The organism is Streptantibioticus parmotrematis, assembly GCF_019890615.1.
GTDB classification, from domain to species: Bacteria; Actinomycetota; Actinomycetes; order Streptomycetales; family Streptomycetaceae; genus Streptantibioticus_D; species Streptantibioticus_D parmotrematis.
Genome location: NZ_JAINVZ010000023.1, coordinates 111,128 through 124,393, shown reverse-complemented (window position 1 = coordinate 124,393; position 13,266 = coordinate 111,128). Strand labels below are relative to the sequence as shown.

12 protein-coding genes are annotated in these 13,266 nt (G+C 73.5%); 7 read left to right on the top strand and 5 right to left on the bottom strand.

Going from position 1 to position 13,266, the window contains the following annotated elements; translation table 11 throughout:
- The first annotated feature begins 405 nt into the window (after nt 1-405).
- From K7472_RS26565 to K7472_RS26550, 4 genes are all read left to right on the top strand, one after another.
- Nucleotides 406-1,038: a fluoride efflux transporter FluC gene (locus K7472_RS26565; protein ID WP_308014098.1), complete on the top strand. Its 633-nt coding sequence runs from the start codon at nt 406-408 to the stop codon at nt 1,036-1,038.
- Entirely contained in the window at nt 1,035-1,466 is a 432-nt protein-coding gene (locus K7472_RS26560; protein ID WP_222981093.1) for a DUF190 domain-containing protein, read from the top strand. Before K7472_RS26565 ends, K7472_RS26560 begins: the two co-directional genes overlap by 4 nt.
- Nucleotides 1,466-1,834, top strand: a complete 369-nt coding sequence (gene crcB, locus K7472_RS26555) for a fluoride efflux transporter CrcB (RefSeq protein ID WP_222981092.1) — start codon at nt 1,466-1,468, stop codon at nt 1,832-1,834. Before K7472_RS26560 ends, crcB begins: the two co-directional genes overlap by 1 nt.
- Before the next feature lie 211 nt (nt 1,835-2,045).
- Complete coding sequence (locus tag K7472_RS26550) at nt 2,046-3,458, top strand: FtsW/RodA/SpoVE family cell cycle protein (protein WP_222981091.1); 1,413 nt, start codon at nt 2,046-2,048, stop codon at nt 3,456-3,458.
- A 49-nt stretch (nt 3,459-3,507) separates the two neighbouring features.
- On the opposite strand, the gene K7472_RS26545 is transcribed toward K7472_RS26550, so the two are convergent.
- The 5 genes from K7472_RS26545 to K7472_RS26525 form a co-directional block, all read right to left on the bottom strand.
- Complete coding sequence (locus tag K7472_RS26545; protein ID WP_222981090.1) at nt 3,508-4,635, bottom strand: site-2 protease family protein; 1,128 nt, start codon at nt 4,633-4,635, stop codon at nt 3,508-3,510.
- 111 nt (nt 4,636-4,746) lie between these two features.
- A complete protein-coding gene (gene meaB / locus K7472_RS26540) occupies nt 4,747-5,754 on the bottom strand; it encodes a methylmalonyl Co-A mutase-associated GTPase MeaB (RefSeq protein WP_222981089.1) in 1,008 nt (335 codons plus the stop codon).
- A gap of 4 nt (nt 5,755-5,758) precedes the next feature.
- A complete protein-coding gene (gene scpA / locus K7472_RS26535) occupies nt 5,759-7,984 on the bottom strand; it encodes a methylmalonyl-CoA mutase (RefSeq protein ID WP_222981088.1) in 2,226 nt (741 codons plus the stop codon).
- Nucleotides 7,984-9,879, bottom strand: coding sequence for a methylmalonyl-CoA mutase subunit beta (locus K7472_RS26530; protein WP_222981087.1), 1,896 nt, complete (start codon nt 9,877-9,879; stop codon nt 7,984-7,986). The genes scpA and K7472_RS26530 overlap by 1 nt, the downstream gene beginning before the upstream one ends.
- A gap of 200 nt (nt 9,880-10,079) precedes the next feature.
- Nucleotides 10,080-10,670, bottom strand: a complete 591-nt coding sequence (locus tag K7472_RS26525; RefSeq protein ID WP_222981086.1) for a TetR/AcrR family transcriptional regulator — start codon at nt 10,668-10,670, stop codon at nt 10,080-10,082.
- A gap of 120 nt (nt 10,671-10,790) precedes the next feature.
- On the opposite strand from K7472_RS26525, the gene K7472_RS26520 reads away from it, so the two are divergent.
- From K7472_RS26520 to K7472_RS26510, 3 genes are all read left to right on the top strand, one after another.
- On the top strand, nt 10,791-12,011 hold the full coding sequence (locus tag K7472_RS26520) for a beta-ketoacyl-[acyl-carrier-protein] synthase family protein (RefSeq protein ID WP_222981085.1): 1,221 nt from the start codon (nt 10,791-10,793) through the stop codon (nt 12,009-12,011).
- A 153-nt stretch (nt 12,012-12,164) separates the two neighbouring features.
- Nucleotides 12,165-12,506 carry a hypothetical protein gene (locus K7472_RS26515; RefSeq protein WP_222981084.1) on the top strand — a complete coding sequence of 114 codons (342 nt, stop codon included), beginning with the start codon at nt 12,165-12,167 and terminating at the stop codon, nt 12,504-12,506.
- A 240-nt stretch (nt 12,507-12,746) separates the two neighbouring features.
- Nucleotides 12,747-13,205, top strand: coding sequence for a helix-turn-helix domain-containing protein (locus tag K7472_RS26510; RefSeq protein WP_222981083.1), 459 nt, complete (start codon nt 12,747-12,749; stop codon nt 13,203-13,205).
- Nucleotides 13,206-13,266 lie beyond the last annotated feature (61 nt).

Below are 13,266 nucleotides of genomic sequence, written 5' to 3'. Positions count from 1 at the left end.
GGGGTCCCGGGGGGCCGCCCCCGGCCCCCGCCGTGGCCTCGGGTGGGCCGCTCGCCGAGGCCCCTCGGCCTACCGGTAAGCTGGGCGCCGAAGACGGCGGAGGGGCTCGCCGCAACCGCGGCCGCACCGGTCGCCAACGGTCCCTACCTGGCACCCGCGTACGACGGGTACGACACGACAGGTAGGAGGACCATGCCCCGGGACACCCCCACTCCCGCACCCTCTCCGGCATGCGACCGCCGCACCCCGGGCACGCCGCCGCAGCCGTCCGGCACGCGTCTCCCCGGCCCGCGACCCCAGGGCCGCGGCTTCCACGAGCCCGGCGGCGGCAGTCGGCACCAGCGGTCCGGCCGCCCTGACCGCCCTGACCGTCCCGACCACCCCGACAACCAAGGAGGCGCGCCCGTGCCGTCCACCGACCGGTCCGAGGCCGGCGAGACGCTGCCCGTCGACCCCGACCTCATCCCCGACGAGCCGCCGAAGCCCCGGCGCCGCCCGCAGCGACCGCGCCAGTGGGACGTCCTGGCGGTCATCGCGGTCGGCGGCGGCACGGGCAGCGTCGCCCGCTACGGCCTGGCGCGGGCCCTGCCCACCTCGCCGGGCGGCTTCCCCTGGGCGACCTTCCTGACCAACGTCAGCGGCTGCTTCGTGCTCGGCCTGTTCATGGTCTACGTCCTGGAGATCTGGCCGCCCTCGCGCTACGTGCGGCCGTTCTTCGGTGTCGGCGTGCTCGGCGGCTTCACCACCTTCTCCACGTACACCGTCGAACTGCGCGGCATGATCGCCCTCCACCACTGGTCGCTGGCCGATGCCTACGCGCTCAGCAGCCTGATCGCCGGGCTCGCCGCGGTCTGGACCGGCATCGTGCTGGCCCGGCGCCTCAGCGGCCTGCCGGTGCGCCGCGGGCCGCGCCGCCGCACCGAGGCGGGCCGCGCCCTGAAGCTGCCCGAGCCCCCGCAGGAACCGGGTTCCGACATGCCACCCCGGTCCGAGTCCACGACCTCCGGGTCGCACCCCACGCGAGGAGGGCAGCGATGAGCCCGCACCTGCCGCACCTGCACCACCGGGACGACGCCGCGGCCTCGGAGCCCCGGCAGCCCAGGGAGCCGCTGAGCGGTCCTGTCACCCGGCTGACCATCCATCTCGGCGACGGCGACCAGTACCACCACCGCCCGCTCTACACCGAGATCGTGCACCGCGCGCACCGCGCCGGCCTGGCCGGGGCCAGCGTCCTGCGGGGCATCGAGGGCTTCGCGGGCGGCGCCATCCACACCTCGCGGCTGCTCGACCTGGCCGAGGGCCTGCCCGTCGTCGTGGTCATCGTCGACACCGACCAGCGCGTCCGCGACTTCCTCCCGGAACTCGCCGAGGTCGCCTGCGACCGCCTGGTCACGCTGGAACGCGCGGAGGCCGTCGTGCTCACGCCGCCGGAATCCCGTTCGAACACCGAGGAAGGTGCCCTCTGATGCCCGTCGTCCTGGTCTTCGTGGGCGGCCTCGTCGGCGCACCGCTGCGCTACCTGCTCGACAAGCTGGTGCAGGCACGGCACGACAGCGTCTTCCCCTGGGGCACGTTCGCCATCAACATCACCGGCGCGTTCGTGCTCGGCGCGCTGACCGCCGCCGCCGCGACCCACGGCCTGCCGAGCAACGGCACCCTGCTGCTGGGCACCGGGATCTGCGGCGCGTTCACCACGTTCAGCACGTTCGGATTCGAGACGATGCGGCTGCTGGAGGACGGATCGCTGGCCGAGGCGGGGATCAACGCGCTCGGCAGCCTGGTCCTCGGCACGCTTGCCGCGGTCGCCGGATACGCGCTGCTGGTCTGGCTGTAACCTCGTACCGCCACGGGCCGGCCGGACAGCGCCCCGGTGGTCGTCGGGGAATACCCCCGGTGATCCGGCGTAACCGGCCGTTCCCGCCCGGCATTTCGGTCCCCGCCCCGGAACCGAATCACCAACACTTGCATCTTTATGCAACAGTTAGCCGGGGGCCTAGCGGCCGACGAGGCCGAACAGGCCGTGGCAAAGGGGTGGATGAGCAGTGATGAGTGTGAGCCGCCGCCGCAACACCGAGCTGGTGCTCGTGGTGGGCGCGGTGGCGTTGAGCATGTTCGGCTACGCCGGGGCGAGCCTGGCGCTGCGGAACACCGTGCCCAGCTCCCTGTTCACCGTCGGCGGCGGGCTGGGGGTCCTCGCGATCCTCGCCCACCTCGCGGTGCGCCGTTTCGCGCCCTACGCGGACCCGCTGATCCTGCCGCTCGCGGTGATGCTCTCCTCGCTGGGCCTGATGCTCATCGCGCGGCTCGACATCTCCTACCGCGCCGAGTACCCGCATTCCTCACCGGGCGCGCCGGGCGCTCCGGGGCAGGTGATGTGGATGAGCGTGGCCGGGGTGGTGTTCATCGCCCTGCTCGTCGTCATCAAGCACCACCGCATCCTCCAGCGGTACTCGTACCTGACGATGGCGGTCGCGCTGGTGCTGCTGCTGGCCCCGGCGTTCTTCCCGAGCGACACCTTCGGCGCCAAGCGGTGGATCTTCATCGGCCCGCTGTCGCTGGAGCCTGACGAGTTCGTCAAGATCGCCATCGCCATCTTCTTCGCCGGCTACCTGATGGCCAACCGGGACGCGCTCTCGCTCGCCGGCCGCCGGGTGTGGGGGATGAACCTGCCGCGCGGCCGCAACGTCGGCCCGATCCTCGCCGTCTGGGCGGTCAGCCTGCTGGTGCTGATCTTCGAGAACGACCTCGGCACCTCGCTGATCTTCTTCGGCGTCTTCATCGTCATGCTGTACGTCGCGACGGAACGCGGCAGTTGGGTGGTCATCGGTGTGCTGATGGCCGCGCTCGGCGCGGGCGTCGTCGGCTCGACGTCGCCGCACGTCAAGGCGCGCGTCGTGGCCTGGCTGCACCCCATGGCGATCTTCCTGCCGCCCGCGCAGCGCCCGCCGGGCCTGATCTCCGACCAGTCGGCGCAGGCCCTGTTCAGCTTCGGCAGCGGCGGCGTCCTGGGCTCCGGCCTCGGCCAGGGCTACCCCTGGCTGATCGGCTTCGCCGGGCGCAGCGACTTCATCCTCACCACGGTCGGCGAGGAACTCGGGCTCGCCGGTGTGACCGCCGTGCTGCTGCTGTACGTGCTGCTGATCGAACGCGGTTTGCGCACCGCGCTGCTGCTGACCGACCCGTTCGGCAAGCTGCTGGCCGCCGGGCTCGCCGCGACCATCGGGCTCCAGGTCTTCGTGGTCGTCGGCGGCGTCACCGGCCTGATCCCGCTGACCGGCAAGGCGCTGCCGTTCCTCGCCCAGGGCGGTTCCTCCACCGTCGCCAACTGGCTGCTGGTGGGCATCCTGCTCAAGCTCAGCGACGCGGCGGGCCGTGCCACGTACGAGCGGCAGAACCCCACCCAGGCGCCCTCGACCGCGGAGGCGATGACGGCGGTCGTGCCGCGCGCGGCGCTGTGAACGCGGCAGGCGCGACCGCGTCCGCGTGACGCTCCGGACGCGGCGGCTGTCAGGACGCGCGGGGCGTGCGTTCCGGCAGCCGCTGGAGGGCGGCGCGGGAGATCGTCTCGGCCGAGACCACACCGACCAGCCGCCCGTCCTGAACGACCAGCACCGGCGGGGTCGCGCCCGCCCGCTCCAGCACCGCCACCAGCTCGTCGTCCGGCGCGGCCAGGGTGCACCACGTCAACGGCACCGCCGCGTCCCGCAGCCGCACCTCGTCGCGCCGGCCCGCGGGCACCAGGGCCAGCCGCCGCGCGTCCACGACCCCGCTGGGGCGGCCCTCGAAGTCGACCAGCGGCACCACCGCCCGCTGCCCCCGACCGGCCGAGGCGGCGAGGAACCGTTCCACCGTCAGCCACTCCGGCACCGCCTCCGGCGCGGCGGACATCAGCCGCCCTACCCGCACCCCGCGCAACGCGCCCACCAGCGCGGCGCGCCGCACCTGCGCGATCGCCGCCGACCACACGAACAGCCCGACCAGCGCGAGCCACAGGCCCGAGTCGTCCCCGTACAGCACCATCGCGAAGCCCGCGGCGGCCAGCGCCAGCCCCGCGACCTGGCCCGCACGCCCCGCCACACGTTCCGCGCGCTCCCGGTCGCCGCGCCGCCACCACACCGCCGCCTGGAGCACCCGCCCGCCGTCCAGTGGGGCGGCGGGCAGCAGGTTGAACGCGGCGAGCAGCACGTTCAGCCAGCCGGTCCACACCAGCACCGCCGCGGGCACCGCCCAGCCCAGCACCTCCCGCGCGCCGAACCCCGCCGCCACGGCCACCCCGCCGGTGACCAGGCTGGCCAGCGGTCCGGCCAGCGCCACCGTCAGCTCCCCGCCCGGGGTCGCGGGCCGCCCCATGCGGGTCACACCGCCCAGGCCCCACACGGTGATGTCGTCCACCCGCACCCCGAAGCGGCGGGCCGTCAGCGCGTGCGCCGCCTCGTGCAGCAGCAGACTCGCGATCAGCAGCAGCGCGCCGACCAGCCCGGCCGTGTCGTAGACGGCGCGCGAGCGGCCCGGCACCCAGGCGGGCAGCGTCTGCCCGGCCAGGCCCAGGCCGAGGAACAGCACCAGGACCGGGGCGGACCAGTGGACGCGCAGCGGCACGCCCAGGACCCTGCCCAGTGGTGCGGAGCCGTTCATGTCCGCTTCCCGTCGCCGACGCCACGGCAGAAGCCCGATGACTCCCGCCCCTTTCAATCTCGCGCGTGCGGCGGCGTACGCAAAGAGGCCGTCCGTCCCGGGCGCGGCGGGTCAGCCCTCGCCGCGGGTGCCGTCGCCCTCCCCGAACGCTTCCAGCAGCCGGTCGGCGGCGAGCGTCGCGGTCAACGTGCCCTCCCGCACCCGCTGTTCGAGCTCGGGCACCAGACGGCGCACCGCCGGGTGCTCGCGCATCCGGGTCAGCAGCCGCTCGTGCACCATCGACCAGGTCCACGCCACCTGCTGGTCGCGGCGCTTGGCGGCGAGCCGCCCGGTGGACTCCAGCAGCGTGCGGTGCTGCTCCAGCCGCTCCCACAACGTGTCCAGGCCGCTGCCCTCGCGGGCGCTGCAGGTGAGCACCGGGGGAGTCCAGGCCGCGTCCACCGGCTGCATCAGCCGCAGCGCGCCCGCCAGTTCACGCGCGGCGGCCTTCGCGTCGCGCTCGTGCGGGCCGTCCGCCTTGTTGACGGCGACGATGTCGGCGAGTTCCAGCACACCCTTCTTGATGCCCTGCAACTGGTCGCCGGTCCTGGCCAGGGTGAGCATCAGGAAGGTGTCGACCATGCCGGCCACCGCGGTCTCCGACTGGCCCACGCCCACGGTCTCCACCAGCACCACGTCGTAGCCCGCGGCCTCCACCACCACCATGGTCTCCCGGGTCGCCCGGGCCACCCCGCCCAGCGTCCCCGAGCTCGGTGAGGGCCGCACGAACGCCGCCGGGTCCACCGCCAGCCGCTCCATCCGGGTCTTGTCGCCCAGGATGGAGCCGCCGGTACGCGACGAGGACGGGTCCACCGCCAGCACCGCGACCCGGTGGCCCATGCCGGTGAGCAACGTGCCCAGCGCGTCGATGAACGTCGACTTGCCGACCCCCGGCACCCCCGTGATGCCGATCCTGCGGGCCCGCCCCGCGTGCGGCAGCAGCTCGACCAGCAACTGCTGCGCCAGCCCGCGGTGGTCGGCCCTGCGGGACTCCACCAGCGTGATGGCCCGCGCCACGTGAGCGCGCGAGCCGTCCAGCACGCCCTTGGCGTACGCGTCGAGATCGATCAGCCGCGCCATGCGATCACAGCTCGTGACCGAGCGCGGCGGCCAGGTCCGTCAACAGGTCGTAGGCCGCGTCCGGGATCACCGTGCCCGGCGGGAAGACCGCCGCGGCGCCCATCTCCTTGAGCGGCTCGACGTCCTGCGGCGGGATGACGCCGCCCACGACGATGGTGATGTCGTCGCGGCCCGCCTCCGCCAGCGCCTCGCGCAGCGCGGGCACCAGCGTCAGGTGTCCGGCCGCCAGCGACGAGACACCGACGATGTGGGCGTCGGCCTCCACCGCTTGGCGCGCCACCTCCGCGGGCGTCTGGAACAGCGGGCCGACGTCCACGTCGAAGCCCAGGTCGGCGAAGGCGGTGGCGATCACCTTCTGGCCGCGGTCGTGGCCGTCCTGCCCCATCTTGGCGACCAGGATGCGCGGCCTGCGGCCCTCGGCCTCCTCGAACGCCTCCACCAGCGCGCGGGTGCGCTCCACCCCGGGCGAGGTCCCCGCTTCGTCTCGGTACACACCGGAGATGGTACGGATCTGGCCCGCGTGGCGGCCGTACACCTTCTCCAGGGCGTCGGAGATCTCGCCGACCGTCGCCATCGCGCGGGCCGCGTCCACCGCGAGCGCCAGCAGATTGCCCTCCAGGCCGTCACCGGAGGGCCCCTGCTCGGCGGCCCTGGTCAGCGCGCGCAACGCGTCCTGGCAGGCCGCCTCGTCGCGTTCGGCACGCAGCCTGCGCAGCTTGGCGATCTGCTGGGTGCGCACCGAGGAGTTGTCCACCTTGAGCACGTCGATCTGCTCGTCGGACTCCACCCGGTACTTGTTGACGCCGATCACCGGCTGGCGCCCGGAGTCGATCCGCGCCTGGGTGCGCGCCGCGGCCTCCTCGACGCGCAGCTTGGGGATGCCCGCGTCGATCGCCTCGGCCATGCCACCGGCCGCCTCGACCTCCTGGATGTGCTGCCAGGCGCGCCGCGCCAGGTCGTAGGTGAGGCGCTCGACGTACGCGCTGCCGCCCCACGGGTCGATCACCCGGCAGGTGCCCGACTCCTGCTGGAGCAGCAGCTGGGTGTTGCGGGCGATGCGCGCGGAGAAGTCGGTGGGCAGCGCCAGCGCCTCGTCCAGCGCGTTGGTGTGCAGCGACTGGGTGTGGCCCTGGGTCGCCGCCATCGCCTCCACGCAGGTGCGGGTGACGTTGTTGAAGACGTCCTGCGCGGTCAGCGACCAGCCCGAGGTCTGCGAATGGGTGCGCAACGAAAGAGACTTGGGGTTCTTCGGCTCGAATCCCTTCACCAGCTTCGCCCACAGCAGCCGTGCCGCGCGCAGCTTGGCGACCTCCATGAAGAAGTTCATGCCGATCGCCCAGAAGAACGACAGCCGCGGCGCGAACGCGTCCACGTCCAGCCCCGCGCCCAGCCCGGCCCGCAGGTACTCCACACCGTCGGCGAGCGTGTAGGCCAGCTCCAGGTCGGCCGTGGCACCGGCCTCCTGGATGTGGTAGCCGGAGATGGAGATCGAGTTGTACCGCGGCATCTTGCGCGAGGTGTACGCGAAGATGTCGGAGATGATCCGCATCGACGGCTGCGGCGGGTAGATGTAGGTGTTGCGGACCATGAACTCCTTGAGGATGTCGTTCTGGATGGTCCCCGCCAGCTTCTCCGGCGGCACGCCCTGCTCCTCGGCCGCCACGATGTACAGCGCGAGCACCGGCAGCACCGCGCCGTTCATCGTCATCGACACGCTCATGCGGTCCAGCGGGATGCCGTCGAACAACTGCCGCATGTCGTAGATCGAGTCGATCGCCACGCCCGCCATGCCGACGTCACCGGTCACCCGGGGGTGGTCGCTGTCGTAGCCGCGGTGCGTCGGCAGGTCGAACGCCACCGACAGGCCCTTCTGGCCCGCCGCCAGGTTGCGCCGGTAGAACGCGTTGGACTCCTCGGCGGTCGAGAATCCCGCGTACTGCCGGATCGTCCAGGGCTGGTTGACGTACATCGTGGGATAGGGGCCGCGCAGGTACGGCGCGATGCCCGGGTAGGTGCCCAGGAAGTCGAGCCCGGTCAGGTCGTCGGAGGTGTAGAGCGGCTTGACGCCGATGCCCTCGGGCGTCTCCCACACCAGGTCCTCCGGCCCCTTGCCGGTGGCCTCGGCGACCGCGTCCCGCCACTGGCCGGCGTCGGCCGCGGGCACGTCGCCGTCGAGCGGGACGTCGCAGAAGTCCGGGATGGAGGCCGGCTGTCCGGCACTGCCCTGCATCACGCCACTCCCAACTGGTCGAGGACGGCGGACAGTACGGCGACCGCGTCACCGCCCGCGAAGACGAACTCGTCAACTCCCGCGCCCTCCAAGGCGCCTCGCAGCTCACCCGGCCGCCCGGCGAGGAAAACCCGTTCCGCACCGGCCGACTTGAGCGCCGCGGCGACCGCCTCGGCCTGTTCCGCGTACAACGTGTCGCTGGAGCACAGGCACGCCACCCGGGCGCCGCTGCGCGCGAACGCCTCTGCCACCGAGGCCGCGTCCACCGTCACCGGGTCGTGCACCGGCTCGACGCCGCCCGCCTGGAAGAGGTTGGAGGCGAAGGTCACCCGGGTGGTGTGCGCCGCGGCCGGGCCGAGCGAGGCCAGGAAGACCGCGGGCCGCCGACCGGTCGACGCCAGATGCGCGTCCGAACGCGCCCGCAACGCCTCGAACGCCTCGTCGCGCCGCACCCTCGGCAGTCCACCCGTGGGCTTCGGCACGGCGGGCTCGCGCGCGACCGGCTGCTCGGCCAGGAACGGGAACTCGCTGACGCCGGTGATGGGTTCGCGACGCCGGGCCAGCCGCCCGGAACGCTCCCGCCAGGTCGTCTCCAGGCGCTCGGCGACCAGCCCGGAACGCAGTGCGGATTCCTGACCCCCCGCCCGCTCGATCTCCTGGAACCACGCCCAGGCCGCCCGCGCCAGCTCGTCCGTGAGCCGCTCCACGTACCAGGAACCGCCCGCCGGATCGATGACCCGCGACAGGTGCGACTCCTCGACGAGGATGGTGGAGGTGTTGCGCGCTATCCGCCGGGCGAAGGCGTCCGGCAGGCCGATCGCGTCGTCGAACGGCAGCACGGTCACCGCGTCCGCGCCGCCCACCCCGGCACCCAGGCAGGCGACCGTGGTGCGCAGCATGTTCACCCACGGGTCGCGGCGCGTCATCATCACCGGCGAGGTCACCGCGTGCTGCCGCTGCGCCCCCGCGCCCGCGCCCGGCGTCACCCCGGACACCTCGGCGACCCGCGACCACAACCGCCGCGCCGCGCGCAGCTTCGCGATGGTCAGGAACTGGTCGGCGTCCGCCGCGTAACGGAACTCCAGCTGCCCGCACGCCGCGTCCACCGGCACCCCGGCCTCGGTCAGCAGCCGCAGGTAGGCGACACCGGTGGCCAGCGAACAGCCCAGTTCCTGCGCGGGCGAGCCGCCCGCCTCGTGGTACGGCAACGCGTCCACGGTCAGCGTCCGCACCCCGGGGTACGCGTCCAGGCACCGCACCGCGAGCCGGGCCGCGGCCCGCGCGTGGTCCGCGATCCGGTCGTGGCGGCCGGTGCGCGCCGCCAGGCCCAGCGGGTCCGCGCCGAGGTTGCCGATCGCGGCGGACCCGGGCACCTCACGCTCGCCGTACAGCGTGAGCAGCGCCTCGGCCGCCGCCTCGAACTCCTCGCCCGCCTCCAGCACGACCGGGGCCAGGTCGAGGTAGACGCCTTCCAGCGCCTTCGGCAGGTCCGCGACCGCCAGCCCCGCGGCGCCGGTGACCAGCCACAGGGAGGTCGCGCCGTTCTCCAGGTCGGCGAGCACGGCCGCGTTGGCCCGCTCCGGATCGGGGTGCGTGTGCCGCTGGCGTACGTCCCAGCCGGTGGCCACGGTGCCGTCCGGCCGCCCACCGCGCAGATACGGCGCGAAGCCCGGGAAACCCGGGTCCGCGCCCGTGCCGTCCTCGGCCGCGTACAGCGGACCGGTGACCAGCGCGTCCTGGAGCCTGGTGGCCAGTGCGTCTTCCGCCGCCGCACCCGAAACATCGTCCTTGCCCGCCTTGCGCAGCACGCCTTCGACGAGGCGCTGCCACTGCTCGCGGGTGGCGTCGGGGAAGTCGGCGGCCAGGGAGAGCCCGTCGTCGGGCAGGACCGTCATGGGGGAAAGGCTAGGGGAGACGCCGTTGGCGCAGCAGTTGCCATGGCTGTGACCTTCCCCTCTTCCAGCAGGTCGGTCGAACGCCGTGACCAGGCGGGAAGGGGAGTTGCGGTGGGTATGGGGCACAACGGGCGGGTGAGGTGACGCGCCCGGACTCGCGCCGCGGCTGACGGCGCGTCGGCCCCGGGCCGCGTCGGTCATCACCGCTCCAGCGCCCGGGCCGCCGCCACGACCTGCGCCCGCACCGGGTCGGCCTCGTCCCGCGCACCGGAGTGAGCGGCCGCCGTTCCCATGACCAGCCGCGTCATCTGCGGAAACGCCAGCGGCCAGACGGCCAGGCCGATCACGGTCAGGAAGGTCGCGGCGGCCCGCTCGTCCGGCGCTTCCCCGTCCGGCCACGGCAGCGCGGCGACCTTCTCCTTGTAGTACGCGGTCCGCAACGCCTCGTCGGGCATCGGGCCGCCGCCGTAGTGCAGCGCCTCCCACATCATCATCCGGGTCAGCTCGGGGTTGCGGCGATGGAAGTCGTAGACCCGCCCGGCGTACTCGCCGAGGTCCCCCTCCGGGAGGCCGACCCGCTCCGCGTGCTCCTGGAACGTCTCCGCGACGACAGCGGCGAACAGGTTCTCCTTCCCGCCGAAGTACCCGTAGATCCGCTCCTTGTTGACGCCCGCTCGCGCGGCGATCCGGTCGACGCGCGCACCGCTGAGGCCGTGCGCGGCGAACTCGGTGCGGGCGGCGGCCAGCAGACGGGCGCGGGTCTCACCGGCACGGGCGTTCGTCGTGGTCATGGGGGCATGGTACGGCGCGACCAACCGGTTGGTTGCGTGGTGCGCGGACGCCTGCGCGCGGCCTGCGTGAGGCGATCGCACATTGCCAACCAACTGGTTGGTTGGCTACTGTCCCGGGTCATGCGAGGAAACACGACCGACGTATGGGTGACCGGCCTCGGGGCCCTGACGCCGCTGGGCCGCGACGTCCCCGCCACCTGGGCCGCGATGCGGGAGGGCGCCAACGGCGTCGTCTCCCTGGCGCAGGAGTGGGCGCGCCCCCTGCCCGTGCGGATCGCGGCACCCCTGCTGGACGACCCCGCCGGGTCGCTGCCGCGCACCGAGGCACGCAAGCTCGACCGGGCCGAGCAGATCGCCCTGGTGGCGGCCCGTGAGGCGTGGGACGACGCGAGCACGCCGGACGTGGCGCCGGAACGGCTCGCCGTCGTCATCGGGACCGGCGTGGGCGGGCTCACCTCCCTGCTCGGCCAGAACCGCGTCCTGGAGGAGTCGGGCCCGCGCCGTGTGTCACCGCACACCGTGCCGATGCTCATGGCCAACGGGCCCGCGGCCCACGTCAGCATGGCGCTGGGCGCACGCGGTGGCGCCCACGCACCGGTGAGCGCGTGCGCCTCCGGGGCCGAGGCCGTCGCGCTCGGGCTGGATCTCATCAGGGCGGGACGGGTGGACGTCGTGGTGGCCGGGGGTGTCGAGGCGGCCATCCATCCGCTGCCGTTGACCGCGTTCGCGCGCATGATGGCGTTGTCCACGGCCAACGACGACCCCGAGCACGCCTCGCGCCCCTTCGACGCGCGGCGCAACGGGTTCGTCCTGGGGGAGGGCGGTGCGTTGCTCGTGCTGGAGCGGGCGGAGCACGCGAGGGCACGTGGCGTCCGGCCGCACGGCGCCGTGCTCGGCGCGGGCGTCAGTTCCAACGCCGGTCACATCACCGCCTCCGACGCGGCCGGGCAGACGTCCGCCATGCGAAGTGCCCTGCGTGACGCGGGAGTCGAGCCCGACGGCGTCGGTCACGTCCACGCGCACGCCACCGCCACCCCGCAGGGCGATCTCGCCGAGGCCGAGGCGATCGCGGCCGCCGTCGGGACCCACCCCGTGGTCACCGCGACCAAGTCCATGACCGGTCACCTCCTGGGCGCGTCGGGCAGCCTGGGCGCGATGGCCGCGCTGCTGGCGTTGCGCGACGGGCACGTGCCGCCGACACGCAATCTCGACGAGCCCGACCCGCGCATCGGCCTGGACGTCGTCAGCGGCGCCCCCCGGGAGGGAGGCTGGCGGGTCGCGCTGGCGAACTCCTTCGGATTCGGAGGCCACAACGTCTCCCTGGTGCTGGGGAGTTGCTGATCACACGTGCCGCATGCGGCGGCCTCCGTCCGGGTGAAACCACCGCGACCCGTGCGCCCATGAGTGGTGTCCCGCGGCGGTGGCGCGGGGCGGCGGCGGGATCCCGGCGCCAGACTGGCATCGTTCCGTCGTCACGTGTGGTGAGGAGTCCCCATGCCCGAGTCCCGCGCCGGGTCCGGCGAAGCGGACACCTGTCCGGCCGTCTGCGGTCACACGCACCTGTTCCCGGGCGCGCGCTGCCGCGTCCAGGGGTTGTCCGACCCCCGTGCGTTCGCGGCGGACCCGTGGCCGGTCGAACTGGATCTGCGCTTCTCCGACGGGGTGGTCGCCGACGCACGACTGCGTACGGGGGGATCCGAGGGCGCGGTCCTCGTCGTCCCGCCCTACACCACGGGCGCCGGCACCCCGATCGACGCGCGCGCCTGGACGATCCGGGAGTTCGCCGGGACGGGGGACGAGGTCGAGCTGATCATCGGCAGGCACGCCTCGGCCTGAGCGGCATCGGGAGGCCGGGTGCGGCGAGGCCGCCGGTCTTCCGCTTGCACCGGCCGTGTCGATCGTGGCAACCGACCGCCAGTCCTCTGAATCCCTGGTTCCACCCGGCTGAAACCCATCAACTGGCGTGCGCGGTAAAGGGATGACATCGATGTGCCGCCAGCTAGGATGGATGGCGGGGTCGGTCGGGCGCGCGGTGACCGGGCCGTACCGACCGGGACGGATCGAGGGAGGTGGCGGATGGCTCCGCCGGAACCGACGGCGACACCTCGCCCGCAGGCGTCGACGCTGGCCGAGAAGATCGACGCGTTGTTCCGTGTCGTACGGCGGCCCAGTCACGAGCAGTTCAGCCACGAAGAGGTCGCCAAGGCGTGCCGCGAGGCCACCGGGGAGAGCTTCTCCGCGACCTACCTGTGGCAGTTGCGCACCGGCCGCCGGGACAACCCCACCAAACGCCATCTCGAAGCGCTCGCCCGGTTCTTCCAGGTGCCCGTCGCCTACTTCTTCGACGACGACCGCGGTGCCGCCATCGCCAAGGAACTGGAGTTGCTCGGCGCGCTGCGGGACGCGGGCGTGCGCAGCGTCGCGCTGCGCGCGGTGAACCTCTCGCCCGAAGGCGTGGGCACCATCAGCGACATGATCGACGTGATCGCCCGCCGGGAGCGCGGCGGTGGTGGCACTCTGGGGTCCGGCGACTGAGCGCGGTCCCGTGCTCGTCGGCCCGACCGGCGCGGGACCAGGCGCACTTGGCACGGCGGAA